This is a genomic window from Streptomyces sp. NBC_00237 (genome assembly GCF_026342435.1).
Lineage (GTDB): Bacteria > Actinomycetota > Actinomycetes > Streptomycetales > Streptomycetaceae > Streptomyces.
Genome location: NZ_JAPEMT010000001.1, coordinates 2,725,348 through 2,748,391, shown reverse-complemented (window position 1 = coordinate 2,748,391; position 23,044 = coordinate 2,725,348). Strand labels below are relative to the sequence as shown.

General features: G+C 71.2%; 19 protein-coding genes and 1 pseudogene. 9 read left to right on the top strand and 11 right to left on the bottom strand.

Features of this window, described 5'->3' with window-relative positions; genetic code table 11:
- Nucleotides 1–86 precede the first annotated feature (86 nt).
- Entirely contained in the window at nucleotides 87–1,280 is a 1,194-nt protein-coding gene (locus OG897_RS12145; RefSeq protein WP_266656780.1) for a DUF5925 domain-containing protein, read from the top strand.
- Nucleotides 1,281–1,356: 76 nt separating this feature from the next.
- Here the strand turns inward: OG897_RS12145 and OG897_RS12140 are convergent, their stop codons facing one another.
- Entirely contained in the window at nucleotides 1,357–1,731 is a 375-nt protein-coding gene (locus tag OG897_RS12140; RefSeq protein WP_266655634.1) for a GntR family transcriptional regulator, read from the bottom strand.
- A 45-nt stretch (nucleotides 1,732–1,776) separates the two neighbouring features.
- Between OG897_RS12140 and OG897_RS12135 the strand changes: the two genes are divergently transcribed.
- From OG897_RS12135 to OG897_RS12125, 3 genes are read left to right on the top strand one after another with little or no spacing between them, the layout of a single operon-like run.
- The gene (locus OG897_RS12135) at nucleotides 1,777–2,751 is read left to right on the top strand and encodes a GNAT family N-acetyltransferase (protein WP_266655632.1); all 975 of its coding nucleotides are present in this window, start codon (nucleotides 1,777–1,779) and stop codon (nucleotides 2,749–2,751) included.
- 51 nt (nucleotides 2,752–2,802) lie between these two features.
- The gene (locus tag OG897_RS12130; protein WP_266655630.1) at nucleotides 2,803–3,744 is read left to right on the top strand and encodes a GNAT family N-acetyltransferase; all 942 of its coding nucleotides are present in this window, start codon (nucleotides 2,803–2,805) and stop codon (nucleotides 3,742–3,744) included.
- Nucleotides 3,725–4,237: a DUF402 domain-containing protein gene (locus OG897_RS12125; RefSeq protein ID WP_266655628.1), complete on the top strand. Its 513-nt coding sequence runs from the start codon at nucleotides 3,725–3,727 to the stop codon at nucleotides 4,235–4,237. The genes OG897_RS12130 and OG897_RS12125 overlap by 20 nt, the downstream gene beginning before the upstream one ends.
- On the opposite strand, the gene OG897_RS12120 is transcribed toward OG897_RS12125, so the two are convergent.
- From OG897_RS12120 to OG897_RS12100, 5 genes and pseudogenes are all read right to left on the bottom strand, one after another.
- The gene (locus OG897_RS12120) at nucleotides 4,227–4,769 is read right to left on the bottom strand and encodes a hypothetical protein (protein ID WP_266655626.1); all 543 of its coding nucleotides are present in this window, start codon (nucleotides 4,767–4,769) and stop codon (nucleotides 4,227–4,229) included. The genes OG897_RS12125 and OG897_RS12120 overlap by 11 nt on opposite strands.
- Nucleotides 4,770–4,828: 59 nt before the next feature.
- Nucleotides 4,829–5,448, bottom strand: a pseudogene (locus OG897_RS12115) (VOC family protein); the annotation flags it as partial.
- Between the two features lie 544 nt (nucleotides 5,449–5,992).
- Nucleotides 5,993–7,480 carry a tripartite tricarboxylate transporter permease gene (locus tag OG897_RS12110; protein WP_266655624.1) on the bottom strand — a complete coding sequence of 496 codons (1,488 nt, stop codon included), beginning with the start codon at nucleotides 7,478–7,480 and terminating at the stop codon, nucleotides 5,993–5,995.
- A 5-nt stretch (nucleotides 7,481–7,485) separates the two neighbouring features.
- Nucleotides 7,486–8,016: a tripartite tricarboxylate transporter TctB family protein gene (locus OG897_RS12105; RefSeq protein WP_266656778.1), complete on the bottom strand. Its 531-nt coding sequence runs from the start codon at nucleotides 8,014–8,016 to the stop codon at nucleotides 7,486–7,488.
- Nucleotides 8,017–8,042: 26 nt separating this feature from the next.
- Nucleotides 8,043–9,026, bottom strand: a complete 984-nt coding sequence (locus OG897_RS12100; protein ID WP_266655622.1) for a tripartite tricarboxylate transporter substrate binding protein — start codon at nucleotides 9,024–9,026, stop codon at nucleotides 8,043–8,045.
- 186 nt (nucleotides 9,027–9,212) lie between these two features.
- On the opposite strand from OG897_RS12100, the gene OG897_RS12095 reads away from it, so the two are divergent.
- Nucleotides 9,213–9,875: a response regulator gene (locus OG897_RS12095; RefSeq protein ID WP_266656776.1), complete on the top strand. Its 663-nt coding sequence runs from the start codon at nucleotides 9,213–9,215 to the stop codon at nucleotides 9,873–9,875.
- Nucleotides 9,876–10,203: 328 nt separating this feature from the next.
- Nucleotides 10,204–11,244 carry a lytic polysaccharide monooxygenase gene (locus OG897_RS12090; protein WP_266655620.1) on the top strand — a complete coding sequence of 347 codons (1,041 nt, stop codon included), beginning with the start codon at nucleotides 10,204–10,206 and terminating at the stop codon, nucleotides 11,242–11,244.
- A gap of 75 nt (nucleotides 11,245–11,319) precedes the next feature.
- Here OG897_RS12090 and OG897_RS12085 read toward each other — a convergent pair whose 3' ends face one another.
- Complete coding sequence (locus OG897_RS12085) at nucleotides 11,320–12,369, bottom strand: LLM class flavin-dependent oxidoreductase (protein ID WP_266655618.1); 1,050 nt, start codon at nucleotides 12,367–12,369, stop codon at nucleotides 11,320–11,322.
- 180 nt (nucleotides 12,370–12,549) lie between these two features.
- Here OG897_RS12085 and OG897_RS12080 point away from each other — a divergent pair, with 180 nt between their 5' ends.
- From OG897_RS12080 to OG897_RS12070, 3 genes are all read left to right on the top strand, one after another.
- Nucleotides 12,550–13,632: a DUF3533 domain-containing protein gene (locus tag OG897_RS12080; protein ID WP_266655616.1), complete on the top strand. Its 1,083-nt coding sequence runs from the start codon at nucleotides 12,550–12,552 to the stop codon at nucleotides 13,630–13,632.
- A 56-nt stretch (nucleotides 13,633–13,688) separates the two neighbouring features.
- A complete protein-coding gene (locus tag OG897_RS12075) occupies nucleotides 13,689–14,288 on the top strand; it encodes an acetate uptake transporter (protein WP_266655615.1) in 600 nt (199 codons plus the stop codon).
- Between the two features lie 62 nt (nucleotides 14,289–14,350).
- Nucleotides 14,351–15,535, top strand: a complete 1,185-nt coding sequence (locus OG897_RS12070; protein WP_266655614.1) for an AAA family ATPase — start codon at nucleotides 14,351–14,353, stop codon at nucleotides 15,533–15,535.
- Between the two features lie 98 nt (nucleotides 15,536–15,633).
- Here the strand turns inward: OG897_RS12070 and adhE are convergent, their stop codons facing one another.
- The 4 genes from adhE to OG897_RS12050 all read right to left on the bottom strand — a co-directional run bounded on the left by adhE (nucleotide 15,634) and on the right by OG897_RS12050 (nucleotide 23,002).
- On the bottom strand, nucleotides 15,634–18,228 hold the full coding sequence (gene adhE / locus OG897_RS12065) for a bifunctional acetaldehyde-CoA/alcohol dehydrogenase (RefSeq protein WP_266655613.1): 2,595 nt from the start codon (nucleotides 18,226–18,228) through the stop codon (nucleotides 15,634–15,636).
- 316 nt (nucleotides 18,229–18,544) lie between these two features.
- The gene (locus tag OG897_RS12060) at nucleotides 18,545–20,212 is read right to left on the bottom strand and encodes an ABC transporter ATP-binding protein (RefSeq protein WP_266655612.1); all 1,668 of its coding nucleotides are present in this window, start codon (nucleotides 20,210–20,212) and stop codon (nucleotides 18,545–18,547) included.
- A complete protein-coding gene (locus OG897_RS12055; RefSeq protein WP_266655610.1) occupies nucleotides 20,209–21,201 on the bottom strand; it encodes an ABC transporter permease in 993 nt (330 codons plus the stop codon). The genes OG897_RS12060 and OG897_RS12055 overlap by 4 nt, the downstream gene beginning before the upstream one ends.
- Nucleotides 21,202–21,229: 28 nt before the next feature.
- Nucleotides 21,230–23,002, bottom strand: coding sequence for an ABC transporter substrate-binding protein (locus tag OG897_RS12050; protein ID WP_266655608.1), 1,773 nt, complete (start codon nucleotides 23,000–23,002; stop codon nucleotides 21,230–21,232).
- Nucleotides 23,003–23,044: the final 42 nt, after the last annotated feature.

Here is a 23,044-nt window from a genome sequence, read left to right as displayed (position 1 = left end):
GGTAGCGGCGGGAGTTGGCATTGCGGGGGTGCGTGCGTTGACGTGATGCGTCGCGTGGGGTGCGGGGCGTGATGGGGGAAAAGTCCGTGCGCGGGGCGTGCGGGTGCCGGATCATGTGCGGCATGTCTGCGAACCGTGCACACGAGGGGCCGCCCGGCAGTACCGCTGCGGCGGCTCCGGCGGCTCCGGTGACTCCGGAGTCCGCGCTTCCGATCCGGTTGAACGTCGACGACTCGGATTCGCCGTCGGACGTGGTGGACGCCCTGTTCCTGGGGCGGTTCGCGACGGGCGAGCAGCCGTACTCGCACAGCCGCTCCATCGACCGCGTACGGTCCGGGGCCGTGCTCCTGCCGTCCGGCGCGACGGTGCTGCGTGCGGCCAGGGACGACGACCGGAGTGCGACCCTCGCGCAGGGCGACGGGTGGACGCTGCTGGTGTCCCGGTGGAACCGGGGGGCCGATGTCACGGTGACCGCCACCTCCCCCGAGCTGGCCGCGAAGGTCCTCGACGAGACGGCGGACGGGGCCCAGGACGAGCCGGAGCCGCAGCCGGAGGCCGTGACCATGGGCTTCTGGTACGTGTCCCCCAGGCGCGGCCCGCACCGGACGACCCGGCAGATCTCGGCCGGAACGTGGGAGGAGGTCCGGCCCAACTACACGGCACCGGTGGCCGATGCGATGGACCGGCTGATGAAGGTGACGCCGGACGACATCGCGGGGCGGCTGCTGCTTCTGCACGGGCCGCCGGGGACGGGGAAGACGTCGGCGCTGCGGACGCTGGCCAGGTCGTGGCGGGACTGGTGCCAGGTGGACTGCGTGCTCGACCCGGAGCGGCTCTTCAACGACGTGGGCTACCTGATGGACATCGCCATCGGCGAGGACGACGGGGTGACGGGGAAGTCGCGGTGGCGGCTGCTGTTGCTGGAGGACTGCGACGAGCTGATCAGGGGGGAGGCGAAGCACACGGCGGGGCAGGCGCTGTCGCGGTTGCTGAACCTGACGGACGGGTTGTTGGGGCAGGGGCGGAACGTGCTGGTCGGGGTCACGACCAATGAGGACCTGGAACGGCTCCATCCGGCGGTGGTACGGCCGGGGCGCTGCTTGGCCCGGATCGAGGTGGGACCGCTGACGCGGGCGGAGTCGGTCGCGTGGCTGGGGACTGAGGAGGGGGTGGGGCGGGAGGGGACGACTCTGGCCGAGCTGTACGCGGTGCGGCGGGGCGGGAGTTCGACAGGGGTGTCGGGGCCGCACGACCCCCCGGAGGCGGGGCTCTACCTCTGAGTGCGGCCCGCCTCCGGGTGCGCCTGCGGCGGGCTGCCCCAGCCCTCGACGGGGCCCCCGGCCCCCGACGGGGCCCTCAGCCCTCGTACGCCGCCCGCACCGCATCCTCCGCCGCCCCGAGCGCCGCCTCCCGGCTCAGGCCGAGCCTGCGTACCCGCTTCGCGAACTCCCGTGCCGCCGCAGCGGCCTCCCGCTCCGCCGCGTCCCCAGCCGCCGCCACGAACGTCCCGTTGCGGCCCCGGGTCTCGATCACCCCGTCGCCCTCCAGCGCCCGGTACGCCTTCGCGACCGTGTTCGCGGCGAGGCCCAGGTCGGCGGCCAGCCCGCGCACGGTCGGCAGTTTGTAGCCCACCGGCAGGGCCCCGGAGCGGGCCTGCTCCGAGATCTGCGCGCGAAGCTGCTCGTACGGGGCTGCGGAATCTTCGAAGTCCACGACAATCTTCAAGGTCACAAAAGGAATTGTGACTCATCGGGCCCCCGGATACCCTCACCGGCAATGCACATGATCATTCGCGATTACCGCCCCGACTCCACCGACGCCGAGTCCGTCGTCCGGCTCCGCCGGGCCACCGCCCCCTTCGTCGTCACCGTCCCCGCCGCCGTCTCCCTCGGCATGGCCACCGCCAACCCGGCGGGCAAGTACCGGCTCCTCCTCGCCGAGGACCCCGGCACCCACGAGGTCGTCGGCTCCCTGCACGCAGGTCTGCACTACACGAGCGCCGAGCCGGGCCACGCCTTCGGCGTTCCGCACGTGCACCCCGCGTACCGGGGGCGCGGCATAGGTTCCGAGCTCCTGCGCCGGGCCGAGGCGTATCTGACCGGTCTCGGCGTGAGCACCCTGCACGCCTGGGCGGTGGCCGAGCGGGACCGGGCCTTCGCCGAGAAGCGCGGCTGGTCCCCCGGGCACTCCGTGCACCACCAGCGCCTCGACCTGGCGCACGCGACGCTTCCGGAACCCCCGCCGCTGCCCGCCGGGTTCAGCCTGTGCAGCGCCGCCGACATCAGCGACGACCCGCGCCCCCTCTTCGAGGCCGACGCGGCGGCCGCCCTCGACGAGCCGGGCTCGGTGACGTCGGTGCTCGACGACTACGAGGACTGGCTCAACGGCGCCTGGCGCGCCCCGCTCCTCGACCACGGCCTCACCTCCCTCGTCCGCACCGAGGACGGCCGCGTCGCCGCCTTCGCGCTGGCAGACACGGATCGCGGGACGCGCTACTCCTCGAACTTCACCGGGGTCCGGAAGGAGTTCCAGGGGCTCGGGCTCGCGAAGACCGTCAAGTCCGACTCCCTGCGCAGGGCCCGAGCGGCGGGCTACGAGGAGGCGTTCACCACCAACGACCAGGAGAACGCGCCGATGCTCGCCGTCAACACCTGGTTCGGGTACGAGCACTTCGCCACGGATGTCGAGTACACCCGCACGCTCGGCGGCCCTCCGGGCGGCGCTGCCCGGCAGGCCGACGCCGCCCGGTAGACCCGGTAAAGGGGAGGCGCCCGGGGGCTCCCGTGCGTACCCTCTCCGGTCGTGAGCGCCGAAACGATCATCCGCGAGTACCGTCCCGGCACCTCCGACGCCGAGAGCGTGCTCCGGGTCCGCCGACTTCTCCTCCCCTTCAACCTGACCACCGCCGAATCCGTCGAGACCGGCGTGACCCGCGCCCATCCGGACTCGGAGTACCGGCTCGTGCTCGCGGAGGACGGCGGGAGCGGGGAGGTGGCCGGGGTGTTGCGGGTCGGGATCGACCATCAGGCCACCGAGCCCGGTCATGCCTTCGCCGGTGTGCTCGTGCCTCCCGGCCACCGGCGGCGCGGCATCGGTTCGGCACTGCTGCGGTACGCGGAGGAGTACGTGAGCGGGCTGGGGGCGGTCACCCTGCGCGTCTGGGCGCTGGACGAGCAGGGGCGTGCCTTCGCGAAGAAGCGCGGGTGGGCGCTCACCGGGCACTCGCTCCACTTCCTGGGACTCGACCTGACGGCGGGCGGGCTGCCCGGACCGCCGCCGCTGCCCGCGGGGTTCGTGCTCCGCGACACGGTGTCTCTCGGTGACGACCCGCGTGCCCTGTACGAAGCGGATGCCGAAGTCGTCCAGGACGAGCCGAACTCCGTGCAGGTCGTCCTCGACGACTACGAGGACTGGCTGGCCCACGACTGGAACGATCCGCTCCATGTACCGGGGCTCTCCACCGTCGCCGTCGCCCCCGACGGACGGATCGCCGCCTTCACCACGGCCCACGCGGACGACGACTCCCGCTACAAGTCCGGGATGACCGGCGTCCGCCGGGACTTCCGGGGGCTGGGCCTGGCCAAGGCCGTGAAGGTGCACTCGCTGCGCAAGGCCCGCGCGGCGGGGTTCCGGTTGGCCATCACCAGCAACGACGACGCGAACGGGCCCATGCGGGCCGTCAACACCTGGTTCGGATACGAACACGGCACCACGGAGGTCGAATATGTCCGCTCCCTCGGGTGAGCAGCCCGCTCAGCAGACGCACATCGCGCTCACCAAGGCGGGCAGGCTCAAGATCCGTTACCCGGCGGAGCTGCTGTCCGACGACGGCACCCACCTCGTGGTCCGGGCTTCCTGGGCGCGGGACACCGTCAAGGACTTCGGCTTCGTGCGGTTCGCGCCCGGCGACGTCTTCGTCGAGCACTACTGGCGGGACCGTTGGTACGCGGTGAAGGAGGTCAGGTCGGGGGACGGCACGCTGAAGGGGTGGTACTGCGACGTGGCCCGGCCCGCCGTCGTGCACCCCGACGGAACGGTCGAGGTGGAAGACCTGGACCTCGACCTGTGGCGTTCGGCGGACGGCTCCAGCGTGCTACGGCTGGACGAGGACGAGTTCGCCGAGAGCGGTCTCGACGCGCGCGACCCCGAGGCGGCGGCCGAGGCGTCCCGCACCCTCGACGCTCTCGAACTGGCCGCCCGGACGCCGGAGTTCACCGACCTGCTGGTCAGCCGCTGACGCCCACGTCGTTGCGGGGAGCCCCGTCGCCGTTCGGCGGCAGGTCTCCCCGCTCGACGACGGCCCCGCCCGCCGGGCGCGCCTCGGGCAGTACGGCGTCCATCTCCTCCGGGCTCGCGTGGTGGGCCTTCTCGGCGGCGGTCCTGAGGGTGGCCCGGTCGGCCCCGTCCGAGCCGACGAGGCGCACGACGTGTCCGTCCTCGGCCCGCTGGTACACGCTCTCGCCGCCGGTGGAGCTGTACCAGTGGTCGCCGTCCTTCACGCAGCCTTCGCAGCCGTTCTCCGGCAGCTTTCCGCGATCGACGGAGAGCTGGACCCGCGCGCCCCGCTGCGACACGTACGTCCCCGAGAAGCCGTCGTGGCCGATGACGTTGACGGACTGCTCGGCGAGCGTGAACCCGGGTATCTCGGTGACGTAGACGTGTTCCAGCGCGGACTCCCCCGCCCGCTTCTTCAGCTCGGCCGGGTCCGCCTGCGCCCCGCCGAACACCTCCGACCCGCACGCGGTCAGCAGCAGGGGAAGCAGCAGCACCGCGGACGCTCTCCGCGCTCCGTGTCTCATGCGGCCCATCCAACCGCATACCCGTTCCCCTACCGGTCGTTGTCGGCCACGATCTCCACCTCGTATCCGTATCGGTCCTCCAGGTATGCCGCGCGGTGACCACTCCCTCCGGCGTGCGGGTGCCGGTCCGGGAAGAGCAGGGTCCAGCCGTGCTCCGGGGCGGCGGTCACCAGCGCGTCCAGCGCCGCCGCGTCGCGGATGCGGAAGGCGAGGTGGTTGAGGCCGGGGGCGCGGCGTTCGTGCCGGTCCCCGAGCAGGGCGGGCGACTGCTCCAGGACGACGTACGTGTTCCCGAGCCGCCAGCTCCGCCCGTCCGGCCAGTTCTGGTACGGCACGTGGTCCAGCTCGCCGAGCAGCCAGCCCCAACTGTGCTCCGCCGCCGCCAGGTCCGGCACCCAGAGCTCGACGTGGTGCAGCGAGCCGGAGGTTCCGGACTCGCGCAGTGGCACCTTGCGGTCCCTCACCGCTTCCTCGTACGCGATCGGGTCGTCGCCGTACGCACGTCCTCACCGTCCTCTACGTGCCCGGACGGGCTGTTCAACAGCCCGTCCGCGTATCCCGTGTTGGCGCGCCTGGCCAGCAGCACGTCCGCGCCCCGGCGCAGGATCAGGTGGACGTCGACCCCCTCGGTGTGCCGGGGTGGGGGCGCGGAATGCCGGTTTTCGAGCTTCATGCCCTAATGGTGGCATCCGGCACTGACAGCCGGTCCTGAGCGGTTGGGACGCGGGGCTGTGTCACTGTGCGGCTCCACCGCGCGTATGCACCCGGCTCCGCTGGGGCTGGGAGGGTGCGCCCCTTTAGGGGCGCGGGGAACTGCGCGCCCAGCCCCAACGCGCCCGTACGCACGGACCCCCAAGCCTCGCGAGTTTAGGTGAAGGGGTGGGTCTGGGGCAGCCCGCCGCAGGCGCACCCGGGTGCGGCGCACCCATCGGGTGAGGTAAAGGCGGGCGGCTCCGGGGTGGGCCCGGAGCGGAGGGGGCCGCCTCCTTGCCCGCCCGTTCCGCCCCCGGGGGCGGAACGGGCGGGCAAGGAGGCTAGGCGGAAGCGGAGAGGGAAGGCTCCGCCTCCCAGGGGGCTGGGTGAGCGGCCCCGCCGCCCAAGGGGGCGAAGCGAAGCAACCGCCCCGCCGCCCAAGGGGGCGAGGCAAAGGCCCCGCCGCCCCAGGGCGCGAGGCGGAGGAGGGAAGGGTCCGCTCAGCGGTGGCGTGGGGAGGGGAGTTTTCGCAGCAACGGCCAGGCCAGGAGCAGCAGCACGATCGCGTACACGGTGATCGAGAAGGGCGTGTTGACCAGGCCCGTCACACTGCCGTCGCTGATCTGGAGGGCTCGGCGCAACTGCTGTTCGGCGGCCGGGCCGAGGATGACGCCGATGACCGCGGGCAGGACCGGGAGTCCGTACCGCCGCATCCCGAAGCCGATCAGGCCGATGATCAGCAGGACGACGAGGTCGAGGGCTTCGCCGCCGACCGCGTACGCGCCGACCGAGGCGAAGAAGAGGATGCCCGCGTAGAGGTACGGGCGCGGGATGCGCAGCAGCTTGGCCCAGAGCGGGGCGAGGGGGAGGTTCAGCGCCAGGAGCAGGACCATGCCGACGAAGAGGGACGCGATGAGGCCCCAGACCAGCTCGGGTTCCCGCTCGAAGAGGAGCGGGCCCGGCTGGATTCCGTACTGCTGGAAGGCGGCCAGCATGACCGCGGCGACGGCGGTGGTCGGCAGGCCCAGGGTGAGCATGGAGACCAGGGTTCCGGCGGCGGACGCGGAGGCGGCCGACTCCGGGCCCGCGACGCCCTCGATGGCGCCCTTGCCGAACTCGTCCTTGTGCTTCGAGAGGCGCTTCTCCGTCACGTACGAGAGGAAGGTGGGGATCTCCGCGCCGCCCGCCGGGATCGCGCCGAACGGGAAGCCGATCAGCGGGCCGCGCAGCCAGGACTTCCAGGTGCGCTTGACGTCCGCCTTGCCGAGCCACGGACGGCCGACCGGAATCGCTTCCGCGCCGCCGCGCCGGAGGTGGGCGGCGACCCAGAGGGCCTCGCCGATCGCGAAGAGGCCGACCGCGACGATGACGACGTCCACGCCGTCGGCGAGTTCGAGGGAGCCGAAGGTGAGACGGGACTGCCCCGTCATCTGGTCGAGGCCGACGAGCCCGATGGTGAGGCCGATGAGGAGGGAGGCGATGCCTCGGATGCGGGAGGAGCCGAGGACGGAGGTGACCGCGATGAAGGCGAGCACCATGATCGCGAAGTAGTCGGGTGCGCCGATGTCGACGGCGAGGGCCGCGACCGCGGGGGCGAGGGCGACCAGCAGGATCGTGCCGATCATGCCGCCCGCGAAGTGGCCGATGGCGGCGGCGGCGAGGGCTTGCGCGCCGCGTCCCGCCTTGGCCATCGGGTGGCCCTCCATGGCGGCGACGACCGCCGCGCTCTCGCCGGGGGTGTTGAGGAGGATCGAGGTGGTCGAGCCGCCGAACATCGCGCCGTAGTAGATGCCCGCGAACATGATGAACGCGCCGGTGGGTTCGAGCCCGTACGTCACGGGGAGCAGCAGCGCCACCGCCATCGCGGGGCCGATGCCGGGGAGCACGCCGATGGCGGTGCCGAGGAGGACACCGAGGGCGGCCCACAGGAGGTTGATCGGGGTGAGGGCGGTTCCGAAACCGTCCATCAGGGAACTGAGGGAGTCCATGAGGTTTACAGCACTCCCATCAGGGGGCCGCCGGGGAGCGGGACGCCCAGCAGGTTGTTGAAGACGAAGTAGGTGAAGAGGGCGAGACCGGCGGCGATCAGCGGGTCCCGGCTGTGGTGGCGGCTGCCGAGCGCGTACGCGGAGCCCCAGAAGAGGAGCGCGCCGGAGATCGGGAAGCCGAGCGGGCCGATGAGTGCGGCGTTGCCGAGGAAGACCCCGGCGAGGAGCAGGACCGTACGCCAGTCGGCGGGCTCGGAGAGGTCGATGTCCTCGCCGCCCTCGGCCTCGCCGCGTCCGCCGCGCAGGACGTCCACGGCGAGCAGTACGGCGACCAGGAGCAGGGCGCCGCCGACGACGACCGGCACGGTGGTCGGGCCGACCGGGCCGCGCTGGGCGATTTCGACGTGCAGGGTGAGGGCGTCGGTGAGGACGAGCACGCCGATGCCGAACAGCAGGACGCTGACGCCGAGTTCGGAGTGCTCGCGCAGCCAGGCGGCGCGTCCGGCGGGGGGCGCCGGAGGCTTCGACGTGTCCATCGAACTGGGGGATTTCTCCAGGGAGTTCACAGCCCGAGCTCCTTCAGGACGGAGTCGACGCGCTTGTCTTCCTTGTCGAGGAAGTCGCCGAACTCGTCCCCGGTGAGGAAGGCGTCGTCCCAGCCGTTCTTCTTCAAGGAGTCCTGCCATCCCTTCGAGGCGTGCAGCTTCTCGAACAGGCCGATCAGCTTGGTGCGTTCGGCGTCGGTGAGGCCGGGCGGTGCGACGATCCCGCGCCAGTTGGTGAACGCGGTGTCGATGCCGGACTCGCGCAGCGTCGGCGCGTCGAGGCCGGGGACCCGCTTGGCCCCGGTGACCGCGAGGAGGCGCAGCTCACCGGCCTTGATCTGGTCGAGGTACTCGCCCACGCCGGAGACGCCGAAGGCGACCTTGTTGCCGAGGACGGAGGCGAGGAGTTCGCCGCCGCCGTCGAAGGGGACGTAGTTGACGTCCTTCGGCTTGATCCCGGCGGCGCGCGCCATCAGCATCGGCGCGAGGTGGTCGGGGCCGCCGGGCGAGGACCCGCCGCCGACCGGGACCTTCGCCGGGTGCGCCTTCCAGGCAGCCACGAGGTCCTTGATCGACTTGTACGGGGAGTCCTTGCCGACCACCACGATGTCCTGCTCCTCGGTGAGCCGGGCGATGGGGGTGGTGTCGGCGAGGGTCTTGGGGGCCTTGTTGGAGTGGACGGCCCCCACGACGCCCAGGCCCATCGACATCACGGACCTGCCGTTGCCGTGGTCGGCGACGAGCCGGGCGAGGCCGACGGTGCCGCCCGCGCCGGGGAGGTTGAAGACCTCGACGCCGTCGGCGAGCTCGTGCTCCTCGGCGTTCTTGACGGCGGTGCGGGCGGTGACGTCGTATCCGCTGCCGGGGGCGTTGGGGACCATGAAGCGCAGGCCGGGGATCTTGGTGCCGGTGTCGGAGCCGCTGCCCGTGGTGAGCAGCGGTGGCCCCACGAGCACCAGGAGTGCCGCCCCGGCCAGGGCGAGGGGGGTGCGCAATCGCACGGGCGCCGCCTTTCTTCAGTTCTTCGGGGGTTGTTCTACGGGGTCTTTACGGGGAGGGGGTGCGCTCATGTTGCCGGTGCGTTAAGGAGCTGTCGCCGTTCCGGAACCAACGGACGTTGTGGTCCTTGTGGTCGCGCGCCTAGCCTTCGCCGGGTGACGAATGTGCTGGTCGTGGACGACGACTTCATGGTGGCGAAGGTCCACAGCCGCTGCGTGTCCGCGATGGACGGTTTTACGGTGGTCGGCGTGGCCCACTCCGGCGGCGACGCCCTGCGCGCGGCCGAGCGGCTGCGCCCCGATCTCGTACTCCTGGACGTGTATCTGCCCGACATGGACGGCCTCGACGTGCTGCGTGAGCTGCGGGCCGCGGAGGCGCTGGACGCGGGGCGGCCGACGGCCGACGCCCTGTTCATCACGGCGGCGCGGGACGCGGGGATCGTACGGGCGGCGCTGCGGGCCGGGGCGCTGCACTACCTGATCAAACCGTTCCACCAGGCGGCGCTGCGCGAGCAGTTGCGGCACGTGGCCTCGCTGCGCACCCGGTTCGACGCCCTCTCCGTGCACGGGCAGGCCCGGCAGGAGGACGTGGACCAGCTGTTCGGGACGCGCCCGCCGGGGTCGCGGGAGCTGCCGAAGGGCCTGGCCGCGCACACGGCGGAGCTGGTGGAGCGGACGCTGCGGGCGCATCCGGAGGGCTTGTCGGCGACGGAGTGCGCCGAGGGCGGGGCGCTGTCGCGGGTGAGCGCGCGCCGGTATCTGGAGTACTTCACGACGACCGGGCGGGCCGAGGTGACGCTGCGGTACGGGGGGACGGGGCGGCCGGAGCGCCGGTACCGGTGGGTGGTGTGACGGTACCGGCGGGTGTGACGGTACCGGTGGGTGGTGTGACGGTACCGGTGGGTGGTGTGACGGTACCGGCGGCCGGAGCGGCGGCACCAGTGAGTGTGACGGTCCCGACGAGTGGTGTGACGCAGCATCAGCATGGCCGGAACTGCCCATTCCGGGCGCCTTCTTAACCGTCGATGAGCGCTTCCTTAAGCGGGCCATAAAGATCACCATCACCCGCTCCTCGCAAGGAATTCCGCGGATTCCGGGGTCTAGCGTGCTGTTGCGCCGGGGGAGATCTCCCCCCTCTCCTCCAGCCACGCACACGTCCCCTGCCAAGGAGTTCCGCACCATGACCGCTGCTCGTCGGACCGCTGCCCGCCGCAAAGCCGCCACCGTCGCCGCCCTGGGCCTCGCGCCGCTCGCGCTGACCGGGCTCGCCGCTTCCCCGGCCGCCGCGCACGGCTCCATGACGGACCCGGTCAGCCGGGTCTCCGCCTGCTACGCGGAAGGCCCCGAGAGCCCGAAGTCGGCGGCCTGCAAGGCGGCCGTCGCCGCCAGCGGCGCCCAGGCGTTCTACGACTGGAACGCGGTGAACATCGCGAACGCGGCGGGCAACCACAAGGCCCTCATCCCCGACGGCAAGCTGTGCTCCGCGGGCAACGACAAGTACAAGGGCCTGGACCTGCCGCGCGCCGACTGGCCGTCCTCGAAGCTCGCGGCGGGCAAGCACACCTTCCGCTACAAGGGCACCGCCCCGCACAAGGGCTCCTTCTACCTGTACGTCACCAAGGACGGCTACGACCCGGCGAAGCCCCTGAAGTGGTCCGACCTGGAGGCCAAGCCCTTCGCCTCGGTCACCGACCCGAAGATGGAGGCCGGTGACTACGTCTTCGAGGGCAACGTGCCCCAGAAGTCGGGCCGCCACCTGGTCTACAGCGTGTGGCAGCGCTCGGACAGCCCGGAGGCGTTCTACACCTGCTCCGACGTGGTCTTCGGCAAGGACACCGGCGGCAAGGGCCCGGAGGCGGGCGCGGGCACCACGCCCCCGGCCCCCGTCGCCTCCGCGCCGTCCGACCAGGACATAGCCGCGGGCGCCGGCAAGTCGACGGTCGAGCACAAGGGCCACGGCGACAGCGACCACAAGACGGGCGCGGGCGTGCGGACCGCCGCCCCGCAGACCCCGTCCGCCGGTACGGACGCCAACGCCCCGGCCCCGCAGGGCGGCGCCGCCACCCCGGCGAAGCCCGACGAGAACCTCGCCGAGACCGGTGGCGACTCCACCACCCCGTACATCGCGGTCGGCGGCGCGGCGGTGTTGGCGCTCGGCGCCGCGGTGATGTTCGGCTCGGTGCGCAAGCGCTCTGCCGCAGGCGGGCGGCACGGTCGCTGACCTGTGAGCTCGCGGGGAACTGTGCGGGTCGGTCGCGGCCGGTCGCGCAGTTCCCCGCGTCCCTGACGGGTCGCCCTACTTCCAGTGCGGCATGATCTCGTCGTGGATCAGCCGGAGTTGGGCGTCCACGTCCGCCACGCCCGCCAGCTCCCGCCCGGTGAACGCCTTCACCAGCCCACTGTCGGTGATCGCACAGATCATGTGGTTGACCCCGGCGGGCTCGATCTCGGTGCGGATCTTCTCCAGGCACTCCTCGGGCGTCCCCGACACCGACAGCTTCTCGGCGACCTCCGGCGAGGTCAGCTCGATGCCCTTCGCCAGGTCTCCCGCCGCGATCGCCTCGATGACCGGCTTGAGTTCGGCCGGGTCCACGCCGTTGCGGCGCAGTTGTTCCTCCGGCATGGAGGAGGCGTAGATGCCGACCATGGAGCGGGCCGCCTCCTTCGCCTTCGCGGAGTCCCGGTCGGTCGCGAAGACCACCCACGCCCCGATGTCGAGGCTCCGCCAGTCCTTCCCGGCACGCTCCGCACCGATCCTGAGGTGCTTGACGGCGTAGTCGTACGCCTCCCGCGTGTAGCTGAGCGCGTGGTGGCAGCCGTCCGACAGCTCGCCCGCCGCCTCGAAGGACTTCGGCCCGCGCATCGCGCCGAGCAGCACCGGCAGGTGCTCCTGCACGGGCCGCGCGAAGGTGAAGAGCCCGTCGTACGAGAAGAACTCGCCGTCGTACGTGATCGTGCCCTCGTCCAGCAGGGTCCGTACGACGTGCAGCGCCTCCTTCGTGCGCGACAGCGGCTTCGTCCTCGCCCAGTCGATGCCGTACTGGGCGAGCAGCCCGAAGTTCCCGCACGACAGCACGCCCTCGGCGCGCCCTCCGGAAAGCTCGTCGAGGGTGGCCAGCGACTGGGCGATCAGGGTCGGCTCGCGCAGCACGACAGACGACAGGCTCGGCCCGAAGCGGATGTTCCGGGTCTGCCCCGCGGCGGCGGCGAACAGTAACCACATGTCCTTGTGCCAGGTCTCGTCGGCGGCGTAACAGGCGTGGAAGCCGAGTTCGTCGGCGAGCCGGATCGAGGCGAGGGAGTCCTGGAGCGGGTAGTCAGGCAGCATCACGTAGCTGAACTTCATCGGAGATCCTCCATCGGCCGGCAGGTCCATGTCCTGGATCACGCTGCTGGGTCGTCCCTCGCCACGAGCCGTGTCACCGCACACCGGCACGTACTCCGCACAACCGGAATCACCCCTCCCCCTTCACCCGTACGGCCCACCCCACCTGCGGGAAGCGGCCTGCCCCAGCAGCGTGGGGACATGAGATTCGCCGACGAGTTGAAGCACGCCGTGACCCCGCGAGCCGCACTGCTCGTCATCGGCTGCCTGGCCCTGCAACTGCTGTTCATCACCTCGTACGTGGGCGCTCTGCACCATCCCAAGCCCCGGGACATCAAGGTGGCCGTGGTCGCGCCGGGCGGGGCGGCGGAGCAGTTCACGGAGCAGCTGCGCAAGCTGCCCGGCTCCCCCCTGGACCCGCGCCCCCTGGCCTCCGAGGCGGCGGCCCGCGACGAGATGCTGAACCGCGACATCGACGCGACGCTCCTGGTGGACCCGAGGGGCGGCACCCAGGACACCCTCCTGGTCGCCTCCGGCCAGGGCGGTTCCGAGACCCGCGCACTGGAGCAGATCTTCACCGAGGTCGCGACGTCGCAGCGGCGGACGGTCACCTTCAAGGACATCGCCCCGGCCTCGGCGCAGGACGCGAACGGGCTCAGCTCCTTCTACCTCGTGGTCGGCTGGTGCGTCGGCGGCTACCTGTGCGCGGCGATCCTGGCGATCAGTGCGGGCGCCCGCCCGGCGAACCGCAAGCGGGCCGCCATCCGGCTCGGCGCGATGGCCCTGTACTCCGTCGTCTCCGGCCTCCTCGGCGCGGTGATCGCCGGTCCGGTCCTCGGTGCGCTGCCCGGCAGCATGTGGGGTTTGTGGGGTCTGGGCGCGCTCACGGTCTTCGCGGTCGGCGCCCTCACGCTCGCCCTCCAGGGCATCTTCGGCGTGGTCGGCATCGGCCTGGCCATCCTGATCATCGTGATCGGCGGCAACCCGAGTGCGGGCGGCGCGTTCCCCGGCCCGATGCTGCCGGGCTTCTGGCGCTCCATCGGGCCCGCGCTGCCGCCGGGCGCGGCGACGTGGGTGGCGCGCTCGATCGCGTACTTCAAGGGCAACAACGTCACGGGTCCGCTGCTCGTCCTCTCCGCCTGGGCGGTCGTGGGCGCGGCCCTGACCATGGCGGTGGCGTCGCTGCGCAGGCCCTCGCCCGAGGAGGTCCTGCTGGACACCGACCCGGACGACCGCGCGGACGGCACCGGCGGGGCGACCCTGGACACCGGGCACCGCGCGTGAACCTGGGGCTGGGGCACCGTTCGGGGCCCGCGGCCCAGGCGGTCTCCGTCAAACGGATGGAGCCGACGGCACAGGCCCAGCTCGGCCCGCTGGGCCTGACCGGCTTCATCGTGGTCACGATCATCGCCACCGGCATCGACGCGGGCGTCTTCCCGGAGAAGCTCGCCCACTCCGTCCTCCCGGTCGTCGGCTTCTTCGTCGGCGGCCTCGCCCAGCTCCTCGCCGGTCTCTTCCAGGCGCAGCGCGGCGACACCTGGCACGCCACGGTCTTCGGCGGCTTCGGCCTCTTCTGGTGCGCCAAGGCGGTCCTGATCCAGTGGGTGCTCCCTGCCACGGACCCGGCCCTGCGCGGCGACGTGAACGGCCTCTTCGCCCTCCCCTGGGTCTTCGTCGTCTTCGTCCTGTGGCTCGCCTGCTTCCGCATCCACCTGGCCCTGCTCCTCACCTTCACCTGCGTCCTGGTCGTCTTCATCGGGATGACCTGCTTCGGCTTCACCGGCATCGTCGGCTGGAACCGGATCGCTGGCTGGGCGGGGCTGTGCGCGGCGGCAGGGGCGACGTACCTGCTGGCCGGGCAGGTCCTCGCCAGCACCTGGGGCCGCCCGGTCCTCCCCATGGGCCGCTTCCTGGCCCCCGAGGACCACCCGGAGTCCTGACCGGCATCGCCCTGGCCGACCCGGCCCGAACCGCCCCGGCCCGAACGGAGCAGACTCGCCCCATGCTCACCACCCTCGCGGTCGAGAACTACCGCTCCCTGCGCAAACTGATCGTCGAACTCGGCCGGGTCAACGTCGTCACCGGCGCGAACGGAACCGGCAAGTCCAGCCTCTACCGCGCCCTGCGCCTGCTCGCCGACTCCTCCCGCAACGGAGCGGTCGCCGCCCTGGCCCGCGAGGGCGGTCTGAACTCCACCCTCTGGGCGGGCCCGGAGAAGATCGGCCGCGCGGTCCGCGAGGGCCTGTACCCCGTGCAGGGGACGGCCCCCCAGGGCCCGGTGAACCTGCGCCTGGGCTTCGCGGGCGACGAGTTCGGGTACGCGATCGACTTCGGCCAGCAGCCGCCCGACGCCCACTCGATGTTCGGCGCGGACCCGGAGATCAAGCGGGAGTGCACCTGGGCGGGCCCGGTGCTGCGCCCGGCGGCGCTCCTCTCGGAACGCTCGGGCCCTGCCGTACGGGTGCGGACGGCGTCCGGCGACTGGCACCGCTCGCAGGGGCAGATCCGTCCGTACGACAGCATGCTGAGCGAGGTCGCGGACCCCCAGCTCGCCCCGGACCTGCTCCTCCTGCGCGAACGCATCCGCAACTGGCGCTTCTACGACCATGTCAGGACCGACGCCCACGCCCCGGCCCGCTCCGCCCAGATCGGCACCCGCACCCCGGTCCTGAGCGCCGACGGCTCCGACCTCGCGGCGGCCCTCCAGACGATCCGCGAGATCGGCGACCACGCCGCGATGGACGAGGCGATCGACTCCGCGTTCCCCGGCAGCCGGGTCTCCGTCGCCTCGCACGGCGGCCGCTTCGAACTGGAACTCCACCAGCACGGCCTGCTCCGCCCGCTGGGCGCCCCGGAACTCTCCGACGGCACCCTGCGCTACTTGCTCTGGGTGGCGGCGCTCCTCACCCCCCGCCCGCCCACCCTCCTCGTCCTCAACGAGCCGGAGACCAGCCTCCACCCGGACCTGCTCCGCCCGCTCGCGGACCTGATCCTGACGGCGGGCCGCACGGTCCAGCTGGTGGTGGTCACCCACGCCCGCCCGCTCGCGGACGCCCTGCTGGAGGGCACCCGCCGGGCCCGGATCGACCTCAACACGATCGAGCTGACCAAGGACTTCGGCCAGACAACGGTCTCCGGCCGCGAGGGCCCCCTCGACGAACCCCTCTGGTACTGGCCGAAGAGGTAGAACCGAGCAGGAGCCGGGGGGAGAGGCTGCGAAGCAGTCCTCTCCCCCCGGCTCCCCCAACACCGACGGGTCGGCCGACCCGCCCAGCGGGGCTCGGGCTATTTCCCGTAGTAGGCCCGAGTCATGAGGTTCTTCATGTCCGCGATCATCGGCATCCGCGGGTTGGCCGGTGCGCACTGGTCGGCGTAGGCGTTGAGGGCCTGCTGCGGGAGCGCCGCCAAGAACGCCTTCTCATCGACGCCCTCCTCCTGGAAGCTCGCCGGAATCCCGCACCGGGCCCGCAGCTCCTCCACCGCGCGAGCGTACGACTCCACGCCCTCCGCCGGAGTCGAGGCCGGCAGCCCCAGCGCCTTCGCGATGGCCTGGAAGCGCTCCGGCGCCTGGTAGACCTCGGCCTTCGGCCACGGCGTGGCCTTCGCCGCCACCTGCCCGTTGTGCCGGATCACGTGCGGCAGCAGCAGCGCGTTCGTACGCCCGTGCGCCACATAGAAGGTGTTCCCCAGCGTGTGCGCCATCGCGTGCACCAGCCCCAGGAAGGCATTGGCGAAGGCCATCCCCGCCACGGTCGACGCGTTGTGCATCTTCTCGCGCGCCTCGGGGTCGTTCGCCCCGTCGACGACACACCGCTCCAGGTTCTCGAAGATCAGCTTGATCGCCTGCAGGCAGAGCCCATCGGTGTAGTCGTTCGCGTACACCGACACATACGCCTCAGTGGCGTGCGTCAGAGCGTCGAAGCCCGAGTCCGCGGTGACCTTCGCCGGAAGCCCCATCGGCAGCGTGGGGTCGACGATCGCCACGTTCGGAGTGAGCGCATAGTCCGCCAGCGGGTACTTCTGCGCCGCCTTCGGATCGGAGATCACCGCGAACGGCGTCACCTCCGACCCCGTCCCCGAGGTCGTCGGAATCGCCACCAGCTGCGCCTTCTCCCCCAGCGCCGGGAACTTGTAGGCCCGCTTCCGCACGTCGAAGAACTTCTCCTTCGTGTCCGCGAACTCGACCTCGGGCCGCTCGTACATCAGCCACATGATCTTCGCCGCGTCCATCGGCGACCCACCGCCGAGCGCGATGATCGTGTCCGGCCTGAAGTCCCGCATCAGCGCGGCACCGGCCTTAACGGTCTCCAGCTCGGGGTTGGGCTCGACGGTGTCGATGACCTGGAGGACGACGCGGTCCTCACGGCCGCCCAGGATGTCGGTGACCTTCTGGACGAACCCCAGCGCACTCATCGTCTTGTCCGTCACGATCGTGACGCGCTTCATCCCGGCCATCTCACCGAGGTAGCGCAGCGAGTTGCGCTCGAAGTAGATCTTGGGCGGAACCTTGAACCACTGCATGTTGGTGTTGCGCCGTCCGATCCGCTTGATGTTGAGGAGGTTCACCGCGGTCACGTTGTTGGAGACCGAGTTGTGTCCGTACGAGCCGCAGCCGAGGGTCAGCGAGGGCAGGAAGGCGTTGTAGACGTCGCCGATGCCGCCGAAGGTGGAGGGCGCGTTGACGATGACGCGGACCGCCTTGACGCGCCTGCCGAACTCCTCGGCGAGCTCCTCGTCCTCGGTGTGGATGGCGGCGCTGTGCCCGAGCCCGTCGAACTCGACCATCTGGGCCGACAGTCGCAGCCCGTGCTCGGTGTCGTCGGCCTTCAGGGCGGCCAGGATCGGGGACAGCTTCTCCCTCGTGAGCGGCTCGGCCGGACCGACCTCCGCGCACTCGGCGAGGAGAATCGAAGCGTCCTCGGGAACCTCGAACCCGGCCTGCTCGGCGATCCACTGGGGCGACTTGCCGACAACAGCCGCATTCAGCTTCGCGCCGCCGCAGTTCGTGGCGTACGCCGTCGTCCCGAAGACGAACTCCTCGACCTTGGTCTTCTCGGCGGCGCTCAGGACGTACGCGTGCAGCCGCTCGAACTCCGCGATGCCCGCCTCGTAGATCTCGGCATCGAGGATGACGGCCTGCTCGGAGGCGCAGATCATCCCGTTGTCGAATGCCTTCGACAGCACGACGTCGTGCACGGCCCGCTGGAGCTTTCCGCTCCTGGCGATGTACGCGGGAACGTTGCCCGCACCGACGCCGAGGGCGGGCTTGCCGCAGGAGTAGGCCGACGTGACCATGGCGTTGCCGCCGGTGGCGAGGATGGTGGAGACACCGTCGTGGTTCATCAGCAGCCCCGTCGCCTCCATCGAGGGGGCGTCGATCCACTGCACGCAGTCCTCGGGTGCTCCGGCGGCGACGGCGGCGTCGCGGACGATGCGGGCGGCCTCGGACGAGCACTTCTGCGCGGAGGGGTGGAAGGCGAAGACGATCGGGTTGCGGGTCTTCAGGGCGATGAGGGCCTTGAAGATCGTGGTCGAGGTCGGGTTGGTGACCGGGGTCATCGCGCAGACCACGCCGACCGGCTCGGCGATCTCGGTGATGCCGTTCAGCTCGTCGCGGTGGACGACGCCGACGGTCCTGAGACCGGCCATCGAGTTCGTGACGTGCTCGCAGGCGAAGAGGTTCTTGACGGCCTTGTCCTCGAAGACGCCGCGACCGGTCTCCTCGACGGCCTGCCGGGCCAGGTCTCCGTGGGCGGCGAGCGCCGCGAGGGAGGACTTCTTGACGATGTGGTCGACCTGCTCCTGATCGAGCCCCTCGAACGCGGCGAGCGCTTCGAGTGCCCCCTGGACGAGTCCGTCAACCATCTCCTGGGCCTGCATGACAGGTACTCCTTCGCTGCGGCCTTCTTGCTGACGAGTCCATTCCACTCCTGTCACGGCCCGGAAATGATCGACGAATGCCCTCAACCGGCAGGCCGAAGGTCCTTACGAATTGCCGACTTCCTCCACTCAACCCCCTGTGACCTGCGCGAACACCCAGGGACTAAAGCCCCTTGAGGGCTTGTGAAAGATTTCACAAGTTTTGTCCCCACGCTAGCCTGGTGACCCGGGACCGCCCGGCGGGCACCTTCGACCGGGTTGCCGTCCCTACCTGGGGCTACGCCCCTCGCCCCCTGCATGGCTTCGCCGCGCGTCCTCAGACGCCGGACGGACTGAAGATGCCCCCCGCCAACAACTCCCGTGTGTACGCGTGCCGAGGCCCCCCGAACACCTCCTCCCGCGTCCCGCTCTCCACCACCTCACCCTGGTGCATGACCGCGACGTGGTCGCAGAAGTGCCGTACGACGGCCAGGTCGTGGGACACGAACAGCAGCGACAGCCCGAACTCGTCCCGCAGGTCCATCAGCAGATTCAGCACCTGCGCCTGCACCGACACGTCCAGCGCCGACACCGGCTCGTCCGCCACGATCAGCTTCGGCCGCACCGCCAGCGCCCGCGCGATCCCGATCCGCTGCCGTTGCCCGCCACTGAACTCATGCGGGTAGCGCGGCAGTTGGTCAGGGCTCAGTCCGACCTGCGTCAACAGCTCCGCCGCCCGCTCCCGCCGCTCGGAAGCGTCCAACGAGGTGTGAACCGTCAGCGGCGTGGTGACGATCTGCTCCACCGTCCGGCGCGGATTCAACGAGGCGTACGGGTCCTGGAAGACCAACTGCACCTCCCGGCTCAACTCCCTCCGCAGGGAAGCTGAATCAGCCGCCCCGGAGATGTCCCGCCCCGCCACCCGCACCGTGCCCGCGGTCGGCCGCTGCAACCCCGCCAGCACCCGAGCGGTGGTCGACTTCCCCGACCCCGACTCGCCGACCAGCCCCAGCGTCTCCCCCTCGGCGATGCGCAACGACACGTCCCGGACCGCCACCCGAGGCTCGGGCCGACGCCCGAACAGCCGCCTGGCCACGGGGAACTCCACTCGCAGCCCCTTCACCTCGGCGAGCACCGCCCCCGCGTCGGGCCCCGCCCCCCGCACCGGCACCGCCGACGGCGACGGCTCGTCCACCGTCGCCAACCGCGTGCCCGGCACCGACTCCATCGTCGGCGCCGCCCCGATCAACGCCCTCGTGTACGGATGCTTCGCGTCCGCAAGGAGCTTCCCCGTCGGCCCCTCCTCCAGGAGCACCCCGCCCCGCATGACCAGCATCCGGTCCGCGCGCTCCGCGACGACACCCACATCGTGGGTCACCAGCAGCACAGCGGTACCACTGTCGGCCACCAACTCCCCCAGCACATCCATCACTTGGCGCTGCACCCGCACATCGAGCGCGGTCGTCGGCTCGTCCGCCACGACCACCGCGGGGTCGTTCACCAACGCCATGGCGATCATCACCCGCTGCCGCATCCCGCCCGAGAAGAGATGGGGATACTCGCGCGCCCGCGCCGCCGGAATCCCGACCCGCTCCAGCATCGCTCCCGCCCGCTCCCGCGCCTCGGCTCGGGAAGCCGCCGGATGGTGCAGCCGGTACGCCTCCGCGACCTGCTCCCCCACCGGATGGAACGGCGAGAGCGCGGCCAGGGCATCCTGGAAGACCATGGAGATCCGATCGCCCCGCAGCGCCCGCACCCGCGCCTCCGGAGCACCCACGACCTGTGTGCCGCACACCGTCAGGCTTCCGCCGATCCGGGTCCTTACGGGATCGTGCAGCCCCAGCGCGGCGAGCCCGACGGTCGACTTCCCCGAGCCCGACTCCCCCACCAGGCCCAGGACTTCCCCGGGCATCAGCTCGAAGGAGACCCGGTCGACGGCCGTCACTTCGCCCTCCCTCCCGGTGAAGGCGACGGACAGGTCCCGGGCAGCCAGTACGGCGGTCATGCGAGCCTCACCCTCGGGTCGAGACGGGCCACCACCAGGTCGGCGACGGCGACGAACACCACCACGAAGAACGCGGCGAGCAGGACGGTGCCGACGACGGTCGGCAGGTCGTTCTGGAGGACGGAGTCGACGGCGAGCCGCCCCACCCCACTGATCCCGAACACGGTCTCGGTGATGAAGGCCCCGCCGAACAGCACCCCCACCTCCAGCCCCAGGAGCTGCACCAGCGGCCCGGACGCGCCCCGCGCCGTGTACTTCAGGTGGGCGCGGACCGCACTCATCCCCTTGGCGCGCGCGGTCCTCACGTACCCCTCGTGCATGGTCTCCAGGAGCTGGGACCGGGAGAGGCGGGCGAAGACGGCCGCGTTGACGAAGCCCAGGACCAGCCACGGCAGCAGCAGCCCGGTGAGCCAGGCGGCCGGGTCCTCGCCGAGGGGCGTGTAGCCGGGGACCGGCAGGAGGCCCGTCGTGTAGACGAGGAGGTACTGGAGCACGTAGCCCAGGAAGTAGATCTGCACGCTCGCACCGACCAGGGTGAAGCCGGACAGCAGCCGGTCGGTGGCGCTCCCCCGGCGCAGCGCGGCGGTGAAGCCGACGCCGACGCCGAGCACGACGATCACCACGAGGGCTCCGGCGGCCAGCGACAGGGTGGCCGGAAGGTGCTCCAGCACCGCTTCGAGGACGGGCTGTTGGAGGACGTACGAGTAGCCGAGGCAGGGGGCCGCGCAGTCCAGGACCGTGCCGTCGAGGTCGCGGATGGAGCGACCGAGGAAGAGTCCGCGCAGGTAGTCCGCGAACTGGGCGAGGATCGGCTGGTCGAGGCCCATCGAGATGCGGAGTTCGGCGACCTGGGCGCTGTCGCACTGCGGGCCGCAGGCGGTGAGGGCGGGGTCGGAGGGGGCTGCGTGGAAGAGCCCGAAGGTGACGGCGGTGATCACGAGGAGCACCGCCGCCGCCTGGAGCGCACGTCGCAGGACGTAGCCGGTCATGGAATCAGGTCTCCGGAGAGGTCGCGGATCACTTCTTCAGGTACAGCCAGGCCGGGGAGACCGTGCCGTAGATCGGGTGGATGGCCGCGCCGCCGACGTCCTTGCCGTGCACCTGGCTGGTGGCGGAGTTGAGGAAGGGGACGACCGGGACGTCCTTCATCACGGTCCGCTCCAGGGCGACGAGCGCCTTGGTCTTCTCCTCGATGCCGGGGATGGTGCGGATGCGGTCGATCTCCTTGTCGACTTCCGGGTTGTCGTAGCGGATGGAGTTCTCCAGGGCGTCGAGCTTCCCGTAGTAGCCCTCCGGGAGGAGCGTGGAGAGGGTCGGCCAGTTCACCGAGTTGGTCTGGAGCCACAGGTCGTACGGGGCGGGGCCGCGGAAGACCTGCTCGGTGAAGGCGGCGTCGGTCATCGGCTTGGTGACGAGCTTGATCCCGGCCTTGCCGAACGCCTCGACGAGGACCTGGGCGACGCGGTCGTACACCGGGTTCGACTCGTACGCGTACGTCAGGGTGGTGACCTTCTGCTTCGCCTTGGCGAGGTGCTCCTTGGCCTTGGCGATGTCGCCCTGCGGGGCGACCGGGTAGAGGTCGTACTTCTCCCAGCCCGCGACGGCGGGCGAGGAGAGGGTGGTGGCGATCTCGCCGAGGCGCGGGCCGCCCATCACCTGGCGGGCCTGCTCGCGGGGGAAGAGGTAGTGGATGGCCTTGCGGACCTCGGGGTCGGTGACCCGGCTGTTCTTGATGGCGAGGGACGCGGTGTACGCGCCTCGGCGGCCCTCGACGAGGAGTTCCTTCTTCTTCGGGTCGCGGTCGACGACGCTGAAGAGTTCGGGGGCGGTGCCGTCGCGGTCGGTGGAGGCGGTGCGGGCGCCGTCCCCGTTCCCGGAGAGGATCTCCTGCCCTGAGTTGACGGCCTTCTTGCCGAAGCCGAACTCGTAGCCGTCGACGTACTGGTGACGGATCGGGTCGGTCTCCGCCTTCCAGTGCGGGTTGCGCTCCAGCGTCAGCGACTGGTTCTTCCTGTGCTCGACGATCTTGTACGGGCCCGAGGCGAACGGCTTGATGTCGTAGCCGGAGCCGGTGTCCTTGTCGGGGCGGACCGGGGACGACGAGGACTGGGTGGCCATGAAGGACACGTCGGCCTGCGGCTGCGGGAAGCGGAAGACGATCGTCTTGTCGTCGGGGGTCTCGATGGCCTTGAGGTCGCCGTCCTGGGGGCCGCCGTACACCGTGCGGGCGGCGGTGAGGTCGGGGGTGCCGGTGAGCCAGGTGGGCCAGTAGGAGGGGCCCGCCTCGAAGCCGGGGGCGAAGGTGCGCTGGATGCCGTACTTCACGTGCTTCGAGGTGATCGGCTGCCCGTCCTCCCAGGCCACGCCGTCCTTCAGGGTGAAGGTCCAGGTCCTGCCGCCGTCGGAGGACCTCCCGATGTCGGTGGCGAGGTCGCCGACCAGCTTGGGCTTGCCGTCCACGACCTGGTACTGGGTGAGCTGGCGGCCCCAGAGGAGCGAGGTGTTGTAGGTCTCGCCGCTGTAGATCTTCTGCGGGTCGAGGTGCGTGTAGTCGTTGACGTTGAGGACCTTGAGGGTGCCGCCCTTCTGGGCGCCGGGGACCTCGGGGGCGGGGCCCGCGCTCTCCTTCGCCGTACCGATGATGGCGGCGAGCTTGGACTCCTTCTTCGCGGCGCCGTCGGTCTTCGCCTGCTGCCCCGCGCCCGCTCCTGCCGAGCAGGAGCAGAGCAGCAGGGCGGCGACGGTGGCGGCGACCGGGACGGCTGCGGTGCGGACGCTGATTCTGGGCATGACGAACTCCGGTACGTGCTCGGGGGGGGTGAGGAGAGGGGC

What these genes read in the sequence shown, in the direction of transcription:
- OG897_RS12075 (WP_266655615.1), top strand. Translation starts at nt 13,689, where the DNA reads ATGGAGCCGACGGCACAGGCCCAGCTCGGCCCGCTGGGCCTGACCGGC.
- OG897_RS12050 (WP_266655608.1), bottom strand. Translation starts at nt 23,002, where the DNA reads ATGCCCAGAATCAGCGTCCGCACCGCAGCCGTCCCGGTCGCCGCCACC.
- OG897_RS12090 (WP_266655620.1), top strand. Translation starts at nt 10,204, where the DNA reads ATGACCGCTGCTCGTCGGACCGCTGCCCGCCGCAAAGCCGCCACCGTC.
- OG897_RS12055 (WP_266655610.1), bottom strand. Translation starts at nt 21,201, where the DNA reads ATGACCGGCTACGTCCTGCGACGTGCGCTCCAGGCGGCGGCGGTGCTC.
- adhE (WP_266655613.1), bottom strand. Translation starts at nt 18,228, where the DNA reads ATGCAGGCCCAGGAGATGGTTGACGGACTCGTCCAGGGGGCACTCGAA.
- OG897_RS12080 (WP_266655616.1), top strand. Translation starts at nt 12,550, where the DNA reads ATGAGATTCGCCGACGAGTTGAAGCACGCCGTGACCCCGCGAGCCGCA.
- OG897_RS12105 (WP_266656778.1), bottom strand. Translation starts at nt 8,016, where the DNA reads ATGGACACGTCGAAGCCTCCGGCGCCCCCCGCCGGACGCGCCGCCTGG.
- OG897_RS12135 (WP_266655632.1), top strand. Translation starts at nt 1,777, where the DNA reads ATGCACATGATCATTCGCGATTACCGCCCCGACTCCACCGACGCCGAG.
- OG897_RS12085 (WP_266655618.1), bottom strand. Translation starts at nt 12,369, where the DNA reads ATGAAGTTCAGCTACGTGATGCTGCCTGACTACCCGCTCCAGGACTCC.
- OG897_RS12060 (WP_266655612.1), bottom strand. Translation starts at nt 20,212, where the DNA reads ATGACCGCCGTACTGGCTGCCCGGGACCTGTCCGTCGCCTTCACCGGG.
- OG897_RS12070 (WP_266655614.1), top strand. Translation starts at nt 14,351, where the DNA reads ATGCTCACCACCCTCGCGGTCGAGAACTACCGCTCCCTGCGCAAACTG.
- OG897_RS12125 (WP_266655628.1), top strand. Translation starts at nt 3,725, where the DNA reads ATGTCCGCTCCCTCGGGTGAGCAGCCCGCTCAGCAGACGCACATCGCG.
- OG897_RS12095 (WP_266656776.1), top strand. Translation starts at nt 9,213, where the DNA reads ATGGTGGCGAAGGTCCACAGCCGCTGCGTGTCCGCGATGGACGGTTTT.
- OG897_RS12110 (WP_266655624.1), bottom strand. Translation starts at nt 7,480, where the DNA reads ATGGACTCCCTCAGTTCCCTGATGGACGGTTTCGGAACCGCCCTCACC.